14 protein-coding genes are annotated in these 18,485 nt (G+C 39.2%); 10 read left to right on the top strand and 4 right to left on the bottom strand.

All coding sequences use genetic code 11. The features are described from left to right. Positions 1-2: 2 nt before the first annotated feature. Positions 3-3,638 (bottom strand): exodeoxyribonuclease V subunit gamma, encoded by a 3,636-nt coding sequence (locus ABFY81_RS12875; protein ID WP_347913914.1) that lies wholly within the window; start codon positions 3,636-3,638, stop codon positions 3-5. 170 nt (positions 3,639-3,808) lie between these two features. On the opposite strand from ABFY81_RS12875, the gene ABFY81_RS12870 reads away from it, so the two are divergent. Together ABFY81_RS12870 and ABFY81_RS12865 are read left to right on the top strand one after the other, a co-directional pair. Then, positions 3,809-4,321 carry a hypothetical protein gene (locus tag ABFY81_RS12870; protein ID WP_004699033.1) on the top strand — a complete coding sequence of 171 codons (513 nt, stop codon included), beginning with the start codon at positions 3,809-3,811 and terminating at the stop codon, positions 4,319-4,321. Between the two features lie 181 nt (positions 4,322-4,502). After that, the gene (locus ABFY81_RS12865; protein ID WP_077169119.1) at positions 4,503-5,807 is read left to right on the top strand and encodes an MFS transporter; all 1,305 of its coding nucleotides are present in this window, start codon (positions 4,503-4,505) and stop codon (positions 5,805-5,807) included. A gap of 38 nt (positions 5,808-5,845) precedes the next feature. Here the strand turns inward: ABFY81_RS12865 and ABFY81_RS12860 are convergent, their stop codons facing one another. After that, a complete protein-coding gene (locus tag ABFY81_RS12860; RefSeq protein WP_347913913.1) occupies positions 5,846-7,264 on the bottom strand; it encodes a phosphate--AMP phosphotransferase in 1,419 nt (472 codons plus the stop codon). Positions 7,265-7,473: 209 nt separating this feature from the next. Here ABFY81_RS12860 and ABFY81_RS12855 point away from each other — a divergent pair, with 209 nt between their 5' ends. From ABFY81_RS12855 to ABFY81_RS12835, 5 genes are all read left to right on the top strand, one after another. Next, positions 7,474-8,181, top strand: a complete 708-nt coding sequence (locus ABFY81_RS12855) for a hypothetical protein (protein WP_019456887.1) — start codon at positions 7,474-7,476, stop codon at positions 8,179-8,181. Between the two features lie 147 nt (positions 8,182-8,328). Then, a complete protein-coding gene (gene ubiE, locus ABFY81_RS12850) occupies positions 8,329-9,276 on the top strand; it encodes a bifunctional demethylmenaquinone methyltransferase/2-methoxy-6-polyprenyl-1,4-benzoquinol methylase UbiE (protein ID WP_347913912.1) in 948 nt (315 codons plus the stop codon). Positions 9,277-9,287: 11 nt separating this feature from the next. Further along, entirely contained in the window at positions 9,288-9,956 is a 669-nt protein-coding gene (locus ABFY81_RS12845; protein ID WP_347913911.1) for a hypothetical protein, read from the top strand. Between the two features lie 12 nt (positions 9,957-9,968). Further along, positions 9,969-11,588, top strand: a complete 1,620-nt coding sequence (locus ABFY81_RS12840; RefSeq protein WP_004699046.1) for an AarF/UbiB family protein — start codon at positions 9,969-9,971, stop codon at positions 11,586-11,588. Positions 11,589-11,688: 100 nt separating this feature from the next. Beyond that, positions 11,689-12,498, top strand: coding sequence for an AraC family transcriptional regulator (locus ABFY81_RS12835; RefSeq protein ID WP_347913910.1), 810 nt, complete (start codon positions 11,689-11,691; stop codon positions 12,496-12,498). On the opposite strand, the gene ABFY81_RS12830 is transcribed toward ABFY81_RS12835, so the two are convergent. Beyond that, positions 12,469-13,107 (bottom strand): LysE family transporter, encoded by a 639-nt coding sequence (locus ABFY81_RS12830; protein ID WP_039251193.1) that lies wholly within the window; start codon positions 13,105-13,107, stop codon positions 12,469-12,471. The genes ABFY81_RS12835 and ABFY81_RS12830 overlap by 30 nt on opposite strands. Continuing rightward, positions 13,107-14,405, bottom strand: coding sequence for a hypothetical protein (locus ABFY81_RS12825; RefSeq protein WP_347913909.1), 1,299 nt, complete (start codon positions 14,403-14,405; stop codon positions 13,107-13,109). The genes ABFY81_RS12830 and ABFY81_RS12825 overlap by 1 nt, the downstream gene beginning before the upstream one ends. Positions 14,406-14,647: 242 nt before the next feature. Here ABFY81_RS12825 and hisIE point away from each other — a divergent pair, with 242 nt between their 5' ends. The 3 genes from hisIE to ABFY81_RS12810 are packed head-to-tail and all read left to right on the top strand — an operon-like array spanning position 14,648 to position 18,336. Further along, positions 14,648-15,421 carry a bifunctional phosphoribosyl-AMP cyclohydrolase/phosphoribosyl-ATP diphosphatase HisIE gene (hisIE, locus tag ABFY81_RS12820; RefSeq protein WP_019456882.1) on the top strand — a complete coding sequence of 258 codons (774 nt, stop codon included), beginning with the start codon at positions 14,648-14,650 and terminating at the stop codon, positions 15,419-15,421. 9 nt (positions 15,422-15,430) lie between these two features. After that, positions 15,431-16,933, top strand: a complete 1,503-nt coding sequence (locus ABFY81_RS12815) for a UvrD-helicase domain-containing protein (RefSeq protein WP_019456881.1) — start codon at positions 15,431-15,433, stop codon at positions 16,931-16,933. 23 nt (positions 16,934-16,956) lie between these two features. Next, positions 16,957-18,336, top strand: coding sequence for an AAA family ATPase (locus tag ABFY81_RS12810; RefSeq protein WP_347913908.1), 1,380 nt, complete (start codon positions 16,957-16,959; stop codon positions 18,334-18,336). Positions 18,337-18,485 lie beyond the last annotated feature (149 nt).

The following is an 18,485-nucleotide window of genomic DNA, read 5'->3' as shown; positions in this document are numbered from 1 at the left end:
CCTTACTCCGAATATTGAAATTGAAAAACCGGATGATACAAATCATATGCAAACTCATCACAAGCTTGTTGAAGCAATGCTTGTGCATCTTGTTCTTGCAAAATAAAACGCCAGTCCTTATGTAACTTACACGCTTCATTTTGAGTCATATCGATAGCGGTAAATGACCCAGTTTCATTCCAGTATTTTAACAGCTCGGTATAGCTCTTCTCATCCAGTTTTATTTTTTCTGTCTGATTTGATACTTCCCACTGATATGCCTTGGCTTTTTCCAGAGGCTTTAGCATTAAAGCTGCTGGTAGCACCAGTGGTTGCTGTTGAGCATAACGCCAGATCTTAAACCACGGTTGTAAATAGTGCCGAGCTTGCTCCGAACTAATACCTTTACAGATTACGGTTTGATCACTAAAAACCACTATACGGCGTCTTTCAGCTCCTGCACGTCCCTCATTTAAATAGGCCAACCAAAGCAGGTACTCTAACCAGACTTTTGCACGTCTTTTTGCACGAGCACTTGATGCTTCCATGCTGACCCAATCCTGAGTTTCAGATTTTGGCACCGTAATATTCATATGCAGCTGTTTGGCAATTCGCCAGACTCGCTGCGTGGTTTGTGTCACGGCTAGTGCATAATGCTGAAGACGTTCAAGCAAACATTCCTGTTCAAAAACGCCTTGTTGCCAAGCACTATATTGAACTTTGCCTACAGGCAACTGATCAAGTAGAGCTTCAGGCTGTGCCTGCTGTTCGTTTTGCTGTAAAAAATGTCGAATGCTATAACGGCCTAAACCATCTAAAAGCAAAGGTTCGTTCTGATCTAACTCCCCCACACTTCCCAAATTTTCGACACCTAAAGTTTTTAAATAAAGGCGTGCAGGGAAAGTCACATCCTGTATCCACTGATGGCTATCTAAAACCAGCATGTCAGGTATTTCTAAAGGATAAGATGTATTCGCCCAAGGCTTAAGAACACCAGATGCTTGCTGAATTTGCATTGCCACATTAAACCAGTGATCTTGGTAACGAATGTAACTGTTCTCGGCCATAAAACCCTTCGGGTCAAAAGGCTGTAAATAATGTAAATGGTAGAGTTGTTTTAATTGAGATGGAATTTCAATGCCTTCAATGACTTCACGCTCAGGTGTATTTGGCTCTGGTTTTACAATAAGTGCAAGATGCTCACGGAACTCTTGAAGAATACTTGAAGGGTCTCTCACTTCACCGTCATTGACGTCAAATCCGTTATAAAACAGCCATAGATTTTCTTGAGCTACAAGTAAGGCATCTAAAAAAGCGCCTTGGTCATCCTCAAGGCGGGAACGGTCACCTAGTTGTTGACGTAAAGCATCCATCAAATCAAATGGCACGTGGGTATCACGGTTTGGAAACTGCCCTGCATCAAGGTTCAACATCACAATTAAGCGATAAGGTAAGGGACGAATTTGTCCAATCTGAGCAAAGGTAATCTGTCCAGTTGGTTCAGCTTGTGCCGTCTGGTTTTCTAAAGTTCGCTGAATCTCATCGAGGATATAAGGCAAAGGCAAGGTGATTTTACGTAAGGTGCCTGTTTCTGCCTCGGCATAGTAACTCGCAAGCGTTAACATACGCTCTTGTTTTTTCACAATTTCCCGAGCAGTTTTTAAAGCAGCCACACCAGCCTGTTCAAACTCGACTATATCTTGCGACAACACTTGCAGCCAGTATTCTACTGTATGTACTTTTCTTTGCTCATGCATAATGAGCCAGTCACGGCGCTCATTTAAATCTTGGTAAATCTGAATGAGTGTACCAATCAGCTCAAAATCGCCTGGTTGAACCTTGGCGTAACTAAGTACCTGATTAAACGTAGCATGTTCAGGAATTGCAATGCCGAGTGCTAACCGCTCTAAAGCAAATTTAAAACTATACCGATAATCATCATCGCCGTCACATAAGCTACGTTTTAGATGCTCTGCATCAAGACCACGTTTAAACCCTGCATCGGCCAGTAATGCCAAAACTCGCTCTACTTGAGCATATTCAAGAGCATAGCGCTGCTGCGTCGCATGTAAACCAAGCCAATCAGCGAAATCATCAAAGCTAAATCGTCCTTGCATAAGGTGAATACGCCCAATCACGGCACGCCATGCATTGAGTGCATCAAGTGAGGCAATACCTGCAATTTTTACGGGTAAATGCACACCTTGCTCGGTTGCCGTAGCTGGAAAAACACTTCGTATTAAAGGCTCAACTTCTGCCAAATTAGGCACTAAAACCAGAATATCATTTGGACGACGCGGCTGTTCATGCGGTTTAGCCAACCAGCCAATCAACTGCTCTTTCAATACTTCAAGTTGGCGCAATGTTGAGTGGCAAACATGAATCTGGATAGAGTCATCATTCGATGCGAGTTCATATTGCTTAGGCTGTGGTTCCACCAAATGCAAAATATCTGACTGAACTTTGCCAAGTAAACTTTCAGGAAAATCATCTACAAAGGCGTCGACCCATTTACCTTCCTCACCAGTAGACAAGTTCGAAAGTAATGAGAAGTGGTCGCGGGCTTGTTTGCCCAGTCTTGTTAAAAGTGGATGTCTCGACTCACGCGCCTCAGCATTAAAGTTAAGCGTAAATTTATCAAAAAAATCGGCAATTTCAGCATCGGTCGCTTGAGGATTTTTCGCTATAAAACGCTCTTTCACACCTAAGTCATAACGCTGTTTCCACAGCGGATCGACACTATCGGCCCAATATTCCTGTGAAGGGTTATAGTGCAAAATCAAAACATCAATGTATTGCCCTAAACGGCGCAAAAATTGAAGCTGGCTAGGCGGTAAATCTAGCAAAGTAAAAACGACAATTTGCTCTGGCAAACGAGATAATGCCTTCTTCTGACGCTCAGGATGGTCTAATTCCTGCCAAAACAGCTCGTCAATTTGCTGCATTTGCATAAAATCATCATGAAAGTGCTGCTGCCATAACCAGCGCTGCCAACGTTCTAACTCTTGTGTTTGCTGCAAAGTAAAAGCAGAAATTTCTTTATCTTTCTGCGCAATATACTTTTCGATATCGAGTGCTCGGCCTTGTCCCCACGCTGCTAACCAGTTATTTGGACAAGTACAGGTATTTTCACACCCACGTTGGCACTGTCCCCGATAAACCATGTAGTTACTAAATAAATCGGCAACCTGCTCAGCCACCCAATACAACATTTTTTGTTTTTTTAGCTGCTTCTCAATACCTTGTTCCAGCCGATCTGCGCTGTCGTAAATACGCTGAACAATAGAATGTAATGGATGAGAGCCATCTATACTCATTTCATCAGGCTGAATAAATTCTTGTAAGGCTTGATGTACACGCCATTTAAAAATCAGGCGTGGAATATTCGCTTTACGAACCTGTTCTTTATGCGCAGTAAGAACCTGTTGATAGGCGTACCACTGAAAACCGCGAACTCGTTGATGGAACTGGTAATTGGCCGTCATTCCTTGTTGTTCTGCAAGTTTTTGTATCAGCCACTGCTCAACTGCAGGACTAGGTACAATAAAATGCTGGGCTTTCAAAACCTGTAAAGGATGCGTAGAAGGTTGGGACGTAGATGCGAGTACGCCCTGCAACAACACATCAATACGTTGACTTTGAATAACATGGATGCCCATTTATTTCATACCCTACTCGCATAATTTATGCACAAAATCATAAACATTCATTACTATACAACTGAATCTGACTATGTCACGTTGGTTTAAACACAGCATAATCTAACTTTAGGTGTCACTTGCCTTGTGTTTGGAAGGCACCATTAAGGAACCCATTACAGGTAAACATTATGAAAATTGATAACATTCCTGACTATATTGATCCTAGCCTAAATCTGGAACAAATTCGCGATGAGTGCCACGATCTCATTCAGAAAAGAGCTTACGTGTCTGCTGGTGCAGCAATTGTACCGATTCCTTTTTTTGACGTGGTCGTAGATTTGGGAATTTTGACACAGCTTATTCCCGATATTAATGCTCGCTTTGGCTTAGCACCTGAACATGTCAGCGTCTATGATCCAAAAACAAAAACTATTCATTGGGATGAATTGCGTAAACGTGGCTTTCAATTTTCAGGTTTTATGGTCGCGCGTACAACCGTTAAAAAAACCTTTAATGGTTTCTTTGGCAAAATCGTAACCAAACAAGTGACAAAATTTATACCATTAGGCGGACAAATTGTTGCAGCAAGTTTAGGTTATTTTATGATGAAAAAAATAGCCCAAACTCATCTAAATGATAGCTACAACCTTGCTAAACGCATTCAACAAAAGGGAATCAACTCAACAGTACTTGAGAGTTAATACAATCCTATCGTAATTTTTTAAGGCACGTGACTGTGCCTTATTTTTTGCTTTTAAAATTTACACAATAAAACAAAAGATATGTTCAAAACTTTAATCTTCACTTATTTTTTTAAGTTTTACTAAAGTTTAAAAGTCTATTCTTCAATCTACAATGCCAAATGAAATACGGAGAGTCATTGTGGAATATGGACAATCAACATCCCGTTTACGTGCCATTTTTAATGTAACCAGTGGTAACTTCCTAGAACAATATGACTTTTTCCTCTTCGGTCTATATGCAAAAGCGATAGGTGAAACTTTTTTTCATTCTGATAGCAGCTATGCCGCACTAATGAAAACTTTTTTGGTATTTGCCGTTAGCTTTTTGATGCGACCAATTGGCGCACTCGTCTTAGGCCCATATGTCGATCGAATTGGCCGCCGAAAAGGATTAATGGTCACCTTAAGTATTATGGCACTTGGTTCCTTGTTAATTGCATTAACACCGGGATATGCCACCATCGGCTTTGCAGCCACTGTCTTAATATTTGTTGGTCGTCTAGCCCAAGGTTTCTCAGCTGGAGTTGAGCTAGGTGGTGTCTCCGTTTATTTATCTGAAATTGCTGAACCACATAACCGTGGGTTTATTACCAGTTGGCAATCTGCTAGCCAACAAGTTGCTGTAATTTTTGCTGCCACATTAGGCTATTTAGTCAGCTTAGCGTTTACGAAAGCGCAAGTTGATGCTTGGGCTTGGCGTATTCCATTTTTTGTCGGTTGTGCAATTATTCCGTTTATATTCTGGTTACGTAAATCTTTAGCCGAAACCGAAGCTTTTGCCTCTCGAAAAGAGCATCCAACTACTAAACAAATTATGTCAACGCTTGCAGCGAATTGGAAAATTGTAGTCGTTGGAATGTGTATGGTTGCAACAACTACAACCATGTTCTATTTCATTACAGTTTACACCCCAACTTATGGAAAAGAAGTTCTACATTTAACAACTGCAGAAAGCTTATTTGCAACGGTAATGGTCGGGGCAAGTAACTTTATTTTATTACCTATAGGTGGTTATTTATCAGATAAAATTGGTCGAAAACCATTATTGATTACCACAACAGTTTTAATTTTTATAAGTGCTTATCCGCTATTAAGCTGGCTGACTCAAAACATTAGTTTGGCACACATGTTAATTTCACTACTTTGGCTATCTCTGCTCTATAGTTTCTATAACGGCGCATTGGTCGTTTCCCTCACTGAAATGATGCCAAGCTCTGTAAGAATTGCTGGGTTCTCTGTAGCGTACAGTCTTGCCACTTCTATATTTGGTGGGTTAACGCCTATGATTGCCACATATCTTGTACAAGAATCTGGCAGCAAAAGTATGCCTGCTTTCTGGTTAATGTTTGCCGCAATCATTAGTTTAATTGCAACGCTTATTGTATTTCGCAATCGGAAAACTCTTGCTATAGAATCCCCATCAATGAAGGATCAACTTGCATAATCAAATAAACAGTAATATTTAAACAGTTAAAGGAGACCTTAGTCTGCCTTTAACTGTTTTAAAATCGCTCTTAATACCTCTAACCGAGCTGTATATTTGTCATCAGTCGCAACAACATGCCAAGGTGCATACTCAGTGCTCGTTCGTTCAAACATATCTGCCGCCGCTTTTAAATAATCATCCCATTTATCACGATTACGCCAGTCTTCTGCGGTAATTTTAAAGCGTTTATGCGGTGTCTCTTCTCTGGCTTTAAAACGCTGCTCTTGCTCATCTTTACTAATCGCTAGCCAAATTTTCACTACAATGGTTTGACTATCAAACAAATCTTTTTCAAAGCGGTTAATCTCATCATATGCCCTTTGCCACTCTAAAGGTGACGCAAACTCTTCAACTCGCTCAACGAGTACGCGACCATACCATGTCCGGTCAAAAATCGTAATTTTTTCAGCTTCATTAATACGGTTCCAGAAACGCCATAAATAAGGATGTCTCGCTTCAAAACGTTCAGGGGCTCCAATACAGTGAATTTCATATTCACGCGGATCTAAATTTTTAACAATTCGTTTAATGGCACCACCTTTACCTGCGGCATCCATTCCTTCAAATGCAATCACCACATTTCGTTTATCAAAGCGCATGCTATCTGCAATTCTTTTGCTCAGTTTATCGAGCTCTTTTTTATATTCGGCTTTATCAAGCTGTTCCTGAGCAGGTTTTAACAAACTTTCAGGAATCTTTGCTTGCTGCCATTTTCCTTTGACTTCACTTTCATGCTCAGGTAAATCACGCATATTTTGCAAAAGATATTGGGCAAAAAACTGATCACGCTGTGTTTCATCTTCCCCATCAATAATGTACCAATCATCGGTAAAACGGCGGCGTAAATTTTGCAAAGTGTCATATTGTTTTTTATTACGCCAGTCTAAGCCGTGGAGTTTATGCCAGTGCTGTTCAGAAGGGTCTATTTTATCTAACCGTTTTTGCAATGATTTCCAAGAAAGATCAAACCAGACTTTAATCACATCGACATAATTATTTTTTAAGTCTTGCTCAAATGAACGCATATTTTCAACATATGCATCAAACCGTGCTTCATCCAAAGGCTCTGCAACATGAGTTGCTGTGACAAGCAAGTCGCTATACCAATTGCCAAACATCACCACAATTTGGCCTTCAGTTGGAATAAATTCTGAATAAAACTGCCAAAATGCTTCTGTATCGGTGAGCATACGTGGCGCATCTGCTTTTACCCGCAAATATCTCGGATCTAACCATTCGCGAAGCTGCTTAACTGCCTCCCCCTTTCCAGCAAGCTCAATACCACTCATTAATATCAATGTACTTTTAGCATTAGGCTTACCTCGACTATCTTTTAAAGCATATTGTGCTTCAATCAAATCGACTGAAAGCTGTTCTTTATCTCGAATTTCAAATTTTGGCTGTTGTTCACTCATGGTCCACTGCTCTAATCTTTTATTGTTTAATTTCGATGATCTTTAACTTATGCGCTTAAATGATGAATTGCTATACAAATTATGTCATTGCGGCAAGATTTCACTTAAAAATTGACGCATAAATCATTTTTTTTACATCTACTCGCCATAGTAGAAGGTTACAATGCCTCTTATGATTTTTTGTAAATAGCCCAATATTAGAGCCTTACATGTCTAAACTCGCTGCTTTTGATGATCTTTTACAACAATATAAAACATTTAATTATCATGATAATCCTGTGCTTGCCCAACGTTTGCAAGATGTACAAACATGGCTAAAAGAGCGGATGAAAGATACCCATCATGACTTTTTTAATTTGCCAGAGCATAAGCTCATGTCAGAATATTTTTTAAACCGTTTATATGGTGGCCCAGAGTTCGATGCACTTGCTGCACAAATTGAACGTCTATTGAAATATGCCCATAAAGCCGAAAAAGTATTGCCTGAAAATGCGATTAAAACCGGAACTAAATCGGTAAGTTTGGCTGTGCTTGCGACTCAACTTGATGAGCAAGTGGCCATGCAACTTCTCGCAGACTACCCAGCAGATACCGTACTCACCGACGAGATCATGCGCTTAACCTTAATCAAGCTTGATCAAGCAGAAGCCCGTTATCAACAACTTGCTCTTCTTGACGATCTAGGGATCGCTTTAGATAAATACATGCGTTCATTTATGATGTTCACTGCATTTAAAATGTGTAAAGGAATTGCTCAAAAATATCATTTCGAATTGATGTATGATTTTATTCAAGATGGTTTTAGTGCGATGAAACCGTTAAAATCTGCCGAGAGCTTTATCAAGACTTTTACGGAAAAAGAACGCCAAATTGTTGAAAATGTACATTCAGGGCATCCGAATCCGTTTAGAGTGTGATAAGGTCGGCACATAGAAAAACTCAACCTCACGAAGTTGAGATTTTATTCATTATATTTGCATGATGATGCCTGTAAAAATAGACAAAATCTGTCATCATGCAGAACTTATTCCGTTTCACTTGAGTTTGAGTCTAGGAGAGACAATATGTCTAACGAAAACCAAAAGCCAACATCTCCAACTGAGCAGGCACAAAGTTCAGACAAAGTTAGCCCATTCCTAAGCTCACCTTTACCGCAAGGTACACCTCAAGGGCAACAACAATCTTTACAGCAAACGCTAACAGATACACCTGTTAGTGGTTCTATACCTAAATATAATTTACCACGTGGCGCAGGTAACACTGGTAACGTTGGTGAAACAACACACTTTGGTTACTCAACAGTTAGAACTGAAGATAAAGCGCAAAAAGTTGCTGAAGTTTTCCACTCGGTTGCAAGCAAATATGACTTGATGAATGACTTGATGTCATTTGGTATCCACCGTCTATGGAAGCGCTTTGCAATTAATATGTCTGGTGTTCGCCGTGGTCAACACGTATTAGACATTGCTGGCGGTACAGGTGACTTAGCAAAAGTATTTAGCCGTGAAGTAGGTCCGCAAGGTCATGTGGTACTTTCCGACATTAACGAATCTATGCTGAATGTTGGTCGTGACCGTCTGATCGATGCAGGCTGTACCAATGTCGATTTCGTTCTTGCCAATGCAGAAACATTAGAGCCATTTGCAGACAACAGCTTTGACCTTGTCACTATTAGCTTTGGTTTACGTAACGTAACTGATAAAGATGCAGCACTTGCTTCTATGTTCCGTGTACTTAAGCCAGGTGGTCGTTTACTGATTCTTGAATTCTCTAAACCTGTATTTGAGCCATTCTCAAAACTTTATGACCTTTATTCATTCACTGCTTTACCGATTATGGGTAAATTGGTTGCCAATGACTCAGAAAGCTATAAGTACTTGGCTGAATCAATTCGTATGCATCCAGACCAACGTACTTTAAAAGGTATGATGGAAAATGCTGGTTTCCAGAACTGTGACTATCACAACTTAACTGCTGGTATCGTTGCCGTTCACCGTGGCTTCAAACTGTAAGGTATAGCGATATGTGGTCGATTCTGGCACTCGGTGCAGTCGAACGTATCATTCATCATCTGATCGATCTGGATGCATTAACCCGCATTCAGCTCAATCAGTTACAGGGCAAAATGTTGCGTGTTGTGATTGATAACCCGCAGCTTTCTGTCGATGTATTCTTTGACCAAGAAAAAGTACGTCTTGAACCTACTGCAACTGGGCATAGCGAAAAACCTTCTATTTTTGAACAACGCCCTTTTGATCCGCAATTCAAAATTTCTGAAGCAACAGCAACTTTGCATGTTAAAGATGTGGTTGAACTCATCAAACTATTGGTGAGTGATCCAGACCAGATTGGTAATATCCCGCTAGAAGGTGACTATCACCTATTACAAGATATTCAAAAAATTATGCAGCAAGCTGAACCTGATTTAGCTGCGCATTTATCAAAATGGGTTGGTCCTCAACTCGCTCATGAAATTGGCAAGATTCAACTTGCACCAAAGCATTTAAAACGTTCTCTTCAAAGCCATCTATTTTTTGCTGAAGATGCTTTAAAAGAAGACAGCGGTTTATTTGCCCCACGTTGGGAAATGGACAATTTAAATCAAGCTACGCGTAAGCTTAATCAAGATATTGACCGTCTAGAAGCTAAATTGCAGCAGCTCAATGCACAACTACAACCCACTCAAGACTAGGTAAGACTGTATATGATTCCGCACGTTTCACGTTTACTCGAACTTTGGCGTATTGCAGCGCACTATAGACTCGATACGTTATTCCCTGCGGATGAATTACCTGTTAAAGCTCAGCGTGCATTAAGTGTTATTAAAATGCATCCTGCTGCATGGTCGAGTCGCGAACGTAAAAATCCTTTAAAGCTTAAAGAAGCTTTAGAAGAGATGGGTCCACTTGCAATCAAACTTGGACAATTATTGTCAACTCGACGTGATTTAATTCCACCTGAAATACTCGCTCAATTGGTCTTACTTCAAGATCAAGTCAAACCTTTTGATAGCAATGTTGCCAAACAACGTATTCAAGAATCATTAAAAGCTGACGTAAATACCTTGTTTGCACGATTTGATGATCAGCCATTAGCGGCTGCTTCAATTGCACAAGTTCATACTGCTGCTTTGCACGATGGTCGAGAAGTCGTTGTTAAAGTGACTCGCCCCGACATTCGTAATCAAATTTTGCAAGACTTTGAGATTTTGGCATGGTTAGGCAACACACTAGAAAGTCGCCTTGAAGCTGCTCGTGCCTTACATCTCTCTGAAATTATTCAAGACTACCGCCAGATTATTTTAAATGAGCTGGACTTGAGTATCGAAGCAGACAACACTCGTCGTATGCGCCATTACTTTACTGGCTCAACCATGATGTACGTGCCTGAAGTCTACATGGACACCAAAGATGTCATGGTGGCTGAACGTATTACTGGTGTGCCTATTTCAGATACGGCAACCTTTGATCGTCTTGGCATGGACCGCGCACAACTTGCAGAAAAAGGATTAACCATTTTCTTTACGCAAGTATTCCGCGATAACTTTTTCCATGCTGACATGCATCCCGGCAATGTCTTTGTAGAAACAATTAACCCAAGCAATCCACGCTTTATTGCACTCGACTGTGCAATTATGGGTGAGTTATCTAAGCATGACCAGATGACCATTGCCCGCATGTTGCTTGCTGTAATGAACAGCAACTTTATGCAGCTCATTCAAATTGTGCATCAAGCTGGCTGGATTCCACCGGGAACTGATCAAGATGCGTTATCTCGTGAAATGCGTCGTACAGTTGGGCCAATGGTTTCTAAACCAATGGATCAACTTGATTTTGCGGGCATCTTAATTCAAGTGATGGACATTGCCCGTCGCTTCCATTTAGAGATTCCACCACAGCTCATGCTGCTACTCAAAACTTTAGTGCATGTCGAAGGCCTAGGAACCGATCTTTACCCGCAGCTCGACATCTGGAAATTGGCAAAACCAATTTTGACAGAATGGGTCAAAGCCAACATGAACCCAGTCAAAAATATAAAAGAGTTAGGACAGCAACTACCTGACCTGCTTTTAGGTGCCCAAGATTTCCCAAGCTTAATTGTTGATAGTTTAAATGGTTTAAAAAATCAGTCTGCTTGGCAAGACCGTCAGTTACGCGAAATGCAGCAACTTCGTTTGCAAATGGAACATCAACAACGCCGCAGTTGGATATTTGGCAGTACCATGCTGATTTTGCTCACCATCGCGATTATTAGCCCTTGGTTTGTTTCTATTATTTTAATTGTGCTAAGCAGTTTATTAGCGCTTTGGCGTATATTAAAATAATTAAAAAGGTTCTTAATTTATTCAAGTTTTTTTAAGACTTGAAAATAAATGATGTATATGATTTATTCAGTTCATATGCATCAGATTAAGAGAATGCCAAGTGCTTATTTCATCGGAATGGTTTAGCATCAATCAGATAGAATGTTCTCGCACAATTGCTTGCAATGATGCCTATCCACGTCATGTGCATGATGAATATGTAATTAGCGCTAATATTTCAGGAATTGAAGAAATTTGGCTAAATGGCAAACAAGATTCTGTAAAAGCAAAACAAGTTACTATATATAATCCTACATCAATACAATCTTCTCGATTTAGTAACAATCAAGTTGAATTTTTTAGTATTCATCTTCCCCAGTGCGCACTACGTGCTTTTGTATCTGAAAATAATATCTATAGCAGTAATACTGCTCCAGTATTAAAAGAAGGAATTATAAAAAATACTGAGTTATTCAATGCCATTATTTCATTTAATCAAAAAGATGACTCACCTTTTAATAAAGAACAACAGTTATTATTGCTTTTAGGCCAACTTGTTGAAGACAAAATTTATCTCGATGCTCAAGCCAAATCGGCAGTATTATTTATTCAAGAATATATGCGCGCGCATTTGACGGCAAAGCTGTCACTCGATGAACTTGCTCACATGAGTGGTTTAAGCAAATATTATTTCGTGCGTGCATTTAAACAACATGTTGGAATGCCACCACTGCAATATCACATGCAACTACGCCTAAATGCAGCAAGAAACTTACTAAGAAACAATATGAATTCTGTAGAAGCCGCCATGAGCCTTGGTTTTTATGATCAAAGCCATTTTATTCATGCTTTTAGAAAAACGATGGGGCTAACCCCCCACCATTATTTGACACAAATTAACTCAGGAAAGAATAAATTCTTTATAACCTGAATAAATCACATAAAATGAGAAATAAGCAAAAATCACAGCAGAAGCAATATAAGAATACTTTAAAATATTTTTGCCTAATATCTTACTGCCAAAGCCACCAACACCAGATAGTACTGCAGCCCAGAATATACCTGCTATAAAAAAACCTACCAGAAACCATGAGACTGCAAAAGAACCATTGTTTCCCATTCTAGAAATGAGTGCTCCACCTACGGTAGCAAACCATAAAATTGCTGTAGGAGAAGACATCGCTAATATCATTCCCTTACCAAAAGACTTAAAGGAAGTCTCCTCTTTAACAGCTTTTTGTAGTTGAATCTCTTGTTTTTTTTGTAAGGCTTCTTTTAGCATTTTGATAGTAAACCAAATGAGTATTGCTCCACCACCAATCCATAATAACCATCTTATTGGTTCATATTGAAGTAGAATACTCATACCCGCCAAGGCTAAAACAGCATAAATCAGGTCACCGACACAGGTTCCGATACCTAGCCAAAGTCCTTGAAAATAGCCACGTTGCATTGCTAAATTAATAATCGCAATATTAGCAATACCAATATCTAAACAGAGTGACAAACTAAGAAGAAAACCATTTGAAAACGGTTCCATTAAGCGCACTCCTTAACTCTCTGACTATATTCAATTACATCTACTGTTTTACCAAGACGGATTATAATTTCTTCAGCATCTTTTTTATTATGATGAGGAGAGTATTTTTGAATGAACATCAATCCCTTTTCAATATCATCACTCAAAACAGTTTCACTCAACTCTTTTACTAACTTCTCAAAGGCAGGAATAAGAATATCAAGATTAACATTTATATGATTATTAGAAATATCAATTACTTTTTCTTCAATTAAATACTTTAATTGGATATAAGCAGAGCCAGCATCAGGAAAATCGCACGCTCCTCTTCTTAAATAACGGAATAATTCTAAAAGGTAAATTTTCCCTAAAATTTCTTTATCTAAATCAAGTTCATGTTTTGTATGTTCCGTCGTACACATTAAAAATCCAAAAAGATCTGCTAGAGATTCTTGAATTACCATTGATCCCCATCGATCCATTTTACTTAGCAGATCAAATCTCGTACAAGAACGAACAATAGAATGACCTAAATCATGCCCCCGAAACCATGCTATTAAATATCGAGAACATATACTAATATCAGGAATTTCTATTTTATCCCACCCAAATAATTTCGTCTCTTTACGAGAAAATTTTTCAAACATTGTTAGATATGTATTTGCAAATACAACTGTTCTTTTAACAGGTGAATATTTAATGCCTTCATCTTCTGGAAATAAGTAAGCAAAATGTTTTGGGTAACCATTAGCCTCACCAGCGACTGCTAATAGATCAACTATTTTATAAGAGCAAAATGGTAGTGCTATAAGGTCCTCATTAATTGTATTTTTTAGCCAGCCAAGGTTTTTATTGAACAATTTATCTACAGTGTCTGAAATATTCTGTAACTCATTATTAGGAATTCCAAACCATGCCGAATGATACTGGGATTTTGATTTCCCTATCCAAGTAGACATATATCCTATGCCTTGAAGAAGCTCATTTTCATTAAGAGCAGCAATTCTTGGTAACAGTTCACTCTGTAATTTTTCATCTTGCAAAATTTCTGCTCTCATCATTAATGATTTTTTTGTGTCCTCATCATTAAATTCTTGTGTCAATCTCAAGCATATAAAAGCCAGCTTTTCTTTCATTATTTTAATTAAGCCATCATGATTTTCTTGATTAAGAGGTTGAATATTATTAATTGCATCACTAATACGAATTGCTTGATTTATAAGCTCTAGCGCCTTTGGTGAAAAATTATTTGGAAGAGGAATGTCCATCATATGGACATGGTAATGAGAAGATAAAGGCCAAAACTTAGTCGAGAACATGATTTGCTCCGTTGTATTAAATTATATTTTCAAATAAACCACGCCATGCATTAATCTGTATTGGAAAAAATTGCCACACTACAAAGTTCAATTATTTACTCATTAAATACTCGGTGCTGTTCCTTTTGAAATGAAATAGAAATATAGAAAGAATTATTCCTAAACACAGCTTTCTTACCGTACACTATAGTCACCGTTTTTACGGTTCATTTTTACTCACATAACACTTTTGGTGATTCCTCATGAACAATACGCAATGGCTCGATGAAGTAAAATTTAACGAACAAGGTCTTATCCCTGCCATTGCTCAACATCATCAAACCGGACGTATTTTGATGGTAGCGTGGATGAACCGTGAATCACTTGCGCTCACAGCAGAAAAAAATCAGGCTGTATACTTCTCTCGCTCTCGCCAAAAACTCTGGCACAAGGGTGAAGAATCAGGCCATTTTCAAACAGTTTATGAAATTCGTTTGGACTGCGACGCCGATGTAATTATTCTACAAATTGAACAACACGGTGGTATCGCGTGTCATACAGGTCGTGAGTCTTGTTTCTACCGTAAACTTACCCCACAGGGTTGGGAAATTGTCGATGCACAATTAAAAGACCCTACTGCAATTTATGGTGACAAAGCTAAAACTGAAAGCCACGATCACGCTCATACCACTGAACAAGTTGATGTGCTTGCTCACTTAGGGCAATTAATGCAAGAGCGCAAGCAAGCAGAAGCAGACACTTCATATGTTGCAAGCCTCTACAAAAAAGGCATTAATAAAATCTTAGAAAAAGTTGGCGAAGAAAGCGTAGAAACTATTATTGCTGCAAAAGACTACGCTGCTCAAAATACAGAAAGCAATTTAAATGACTTGATTTATGAAACTGCCGATTTGTGGTTCCACAGCATTGTCATGTTGGGTTATTTCGATCTTAATCCACAACTTATTATTGACGAATTAGCTCGTCGTCAGGGTTTATCTGGTTTAGTTGAAAAAGCTAACCGCAACAAGGTTTAAAATCACTCAGTGTCGAATATCGAAAAACCTAAAGCCACCTATGAGCAAGCAATTGCCATAGATAATGGACGTCTTGGGCAATCATTTAAAGTGATTGCCTATGCGGGTACAGGTAAAACTACTACATTACAAATGATTAGCGATGCCATGCCTGAACGGCGTGGTATGTACCTAGCATTTAACAAAGCAATTGCTGGTGAAGCACAAAACAAATTTCATCGTAATGTAGATTGTCGTACTTTTCACTCACTCGCCTTTCGCAGTGTGCCACGAGGTGTGACTGATAAATTACGCTTGCCGCGCTTAAGTCCAAGCTTTATTGCAAAAGAATATCGACTAGAACCGATTACCTTGCGACGTATGATGGGTGGGCGTTATGAAAAATACGTCTTAATGCCAAGTCGCCTCGCAAGCCTTATCGCAAATGCGGTGAGCTATTTCTGTTCGACTAGCTCACAATACCCCGCTCCTCGACATATTCAGGCACCTAACTGGTTACATCCAGACGATATTACTGAGCTACAAGCCCACCTTTACCCTGCTGTTGAACGGCGCTGGTTAGAGTCTATCGACCCGAACCATCAAGCCGGAATTGGTCACGATATTTATCTTAAGCTTTGGGCCTTGTCTGAACCTAACATTCCAGCCGATTATGTCTTATTTGATGAAGCCCAAGATGCTGATCCTTTAATGCTGGGAATTTTACTTCGTCAAAAAAGTACGCAGGTTATTTATGTAGGCGATGCACATCAGCAAATCTACGCGTGGCGCGGTGCAGTAAATGCCATGCAACAGCTGCCTTTGCCAGAGTCTCGCCTCACTACTTCTTTCCGTTTCGGAGAGGCAATTGCCGATGTTGCCAATGCTTTGCTAGGTGGCTTAAATGAGACAGTTCCTCTGCTTGGCAATCCGAACCAAAAATCAAGTGTCGTCAATAAGCCTCATACCAAAATGCGTGATGCGATTTTGTGTCGTACCAATGCTCGGGCAATGGAGCTTTTATTAGCTGGTTTAGTTCACGGTGATAAAGTAAGTTTGCAGGCAGACCATCAAAAATTAAACCGTTTTGTAGATGCCGCAAGCCTCTTGAAACAAGGGAAACGAGTTACTGACGTTCCCGAGTTGGCATGGTTTAACTCATGGCATGATGTTCATGAATATTGTGAAACCAATGAAGGAAGTGACATTAAACCCTTGGTTAAACTGGTAGATGATCACGGCACTGACCCACTGAAAAAAGCGCTTGCAAAGATTACCCCACTTGAACAGGCTGACTATGTCATCTCTACCGCCCATAAAGCAAAAGGCTTAGAGTGGAATCGTGTCCATATTGAAGATGACTATCAATTTAAAATTAATGGCTTAGAACACAAGATTACAGATGAAGAATTAAGATTACTTTACGTGGCCTGTACTCGTGCTAAAGTAAGTCTAAACATCCATCATCTTTATGATCTGATACAACAATTAAAAGTAAGGGCGCCTTTAAGTCTTCGAAAGTCAGTTGGTTGAAGCGCTCATAATTAGGTGAGCCTATGAGACTTGAATCTATCCAATTTAAACATGTTGCTCTGTTTCATGATCTAAAGATCCAGTTTGAATATGATAAACAACCAATTACTTTAATTTTAGGTGAACAGGCAACCGGAAAAAGTATGCTGCTTAAGCATATTTATAATGCCTTAACATGGTTTCCTGCTCGCTTGAAAGATGTCCGTACTCCGGGCGTGGTTATGCCTGATCAAGACATTACCCTTTCTCGTTTGCAGTCTAAAATAGAAGTCAGTATTCATATTCCTTCAGAGTTTGGTCAACTCCCTGAAACAACTTCAGCACAGCAGACTGACACCTCACTTTGTAGCTGGAAACTATTTAAGACCTTAAATTCGAGTGGAATAGGCATGAGTCAAGTCGAAACCCAACAACTCGATCAAGCCATTGCACTTTATCATCAAGTAACGAGAAAAGACCCACTTCAAGGTCTGCCCTTACTTGCCTATTATCCATCTGAGCGCTTTGTTAACGATATAAGTTTGCTCAACAAAAATCTACCGGGCATTACCCAATCTATTTCTGCTTACGATATTAGTTTAATTCCATTTACAACGTTTACTCGCTTTTTTGAATGGTTACGTGAAATTAGCGATATTGAAAATGCGCAAGCAGCTCATGTTGTACAAAAAATTATTTCACAACAATCAAATCCAGAAGATCAGGACGAACTTTTACGCCAACTTCAAATCGAATTGGCAGGACAACCAAAGCAACTTCCCTCACCAAATTTATACGCACTCAAATCAGCGTTAAAAATTGTTTTTCCTGAGCTTTCTGAGCTCTATTTACAATATCACCCAAAGCTTCAACTCATGGCCCATTACCAAGGTGAGGTTTTAACGTTTCAACAACTTTCAAATACCACAAAAACATGGATTGCTTTGGTAGGTGATATTGTTCGTAGACTTTGTTTACTCAATCCATTGAGCCTAAACCCTTGTCTTGAAGGCGAAGGAGTTTTGTTAATTGATCAGATTGATTCACAATTAGATGCTCTGCATTGTTCTGAAATTTTAAATCGTCTACATCAAGCCTTTCCGCGTTTACAAATTATTGTGACTGGAAGTCGTGAAGAACTACTTGAACATGCAGTTACCTACCAATGTCTTAAATTAGAACATGGCAAGGTTACTCAACTTGATTTAAATACCACTCAACAGCAGCTTGAGCACCTTTATACGCTATTGCAAAGAGATGAAACAGTTCCTCATGTCGATACGCTACCGCTTGATACTCAACCTTCAATAACTCAAATCGACAGTTTGTACCAACAAATCCAAAGCTTAAATGAACAGCAAAAAATTGAATTATTACGTATGATTCATACAGGAGATACTTCAGAAGAAACTTCTTCTCTTTAAAACGTTATTATTCATTTAGTGCAATTTTTATAATAAAAACCTCATTCGCTAAATATACGATGAAATCTGGTTTTTAAGCTGAAAAATCACTAGATGTTGTTACCGCATGTAATAACATCAGATTTTTAATGATTTTTTAGTGTACAATA

It is taken from the genome of Acinetobacter sp. WA-87 (genome assembly GCF_039938935.1).
Classification (GTDB): domain Bacteria; phylum Pseudomonadota; class Gammaproteobacteria; order Pseudomonadales; family Moraxellaceae; genus Acinetobacter; species Acinetobacter seifertii.
This window is presented reverse-complemented; position numbering and strand designations above follow the sequence as displayed.

Bases quoted from the DNA above. Each gene is read 5' to 3' on its own strand.
- ABFY81_RS12875 (WP_347913914.1), bottom strand. From the start codon at position 3,638: ATGGGCATCCATGTTATTCAAAGTCAACGTATTGATGTGTTGTTGCAG.
- ABFY81_RS12870 (WP_004699033.1), top strand. From the start codon at position 3,809: ATGAAAATTGATAACATTCCTGACTATATTGATCCTAGCCTAAATCTG.
- ABFY81_RS12860 (WP_347913913.1), bottom strand. From the start codon at position 7,264: ATGAGTGAACAACAGCCAAAATTTGAAATTCGAGATAAAGAACAGCTT.
- ABFY81_RS12855 (WP_019456887.1), top strand. From the start codon at position 7,474: ATGTCTAAACTCGCTGCTTTTGATGATCTTTTACAACAATATAAAACA.
- ubiE (WP_347913912.1), top strand. From the start codon at position 8,329: ATGTCTAACGAAAACCAAAAGCCAACATCTCCAACTGAGCAGGCACAA.
- ABFY81_RS12845 (WP_347913911.1), top strand. From the start codon at position 9,288: ATGTGGTCGATTCTGGCACTCGGTGCAGTCGAACGTATCATTCATCAT.
- ABFY81_RS12840 (WP_004699046.1), top strand. From the start codon at position 9,969: ATGATTCCGCACGTTTCACGTTTACTCGAACTTTGGCGTATTGCAGCG.
- ABFY81_RS12830 (WP_039251193.1), bottom strand. From the start codon at position 13,107: ATGGAACCGTTTTCAAATGGTTTTCTTCTTAGTTTGTCACTCTGTTTA.
- ABFY81_RS12825 (WP_347913909.1), bottom strand. From the start codon at position 14,405: ATGTTCTCGACTAAGTTTTGGCCTTTATCTTCTCATTACCATGTCCAT.
- hisIE (WP_019456882.1), top strand. From the start codon at position 14,648: ATGAACAATACGCAATGGCTCGATGAAGTAAAATTTAACGAACAAGGT.
- ABFY81_RS12810 (WP_347913908.1), top strand. From the start codon at position 16,957: ATGAGACTTGAATCTATCCAATTTAAACATGTTGCTCTGTTTCATGAT.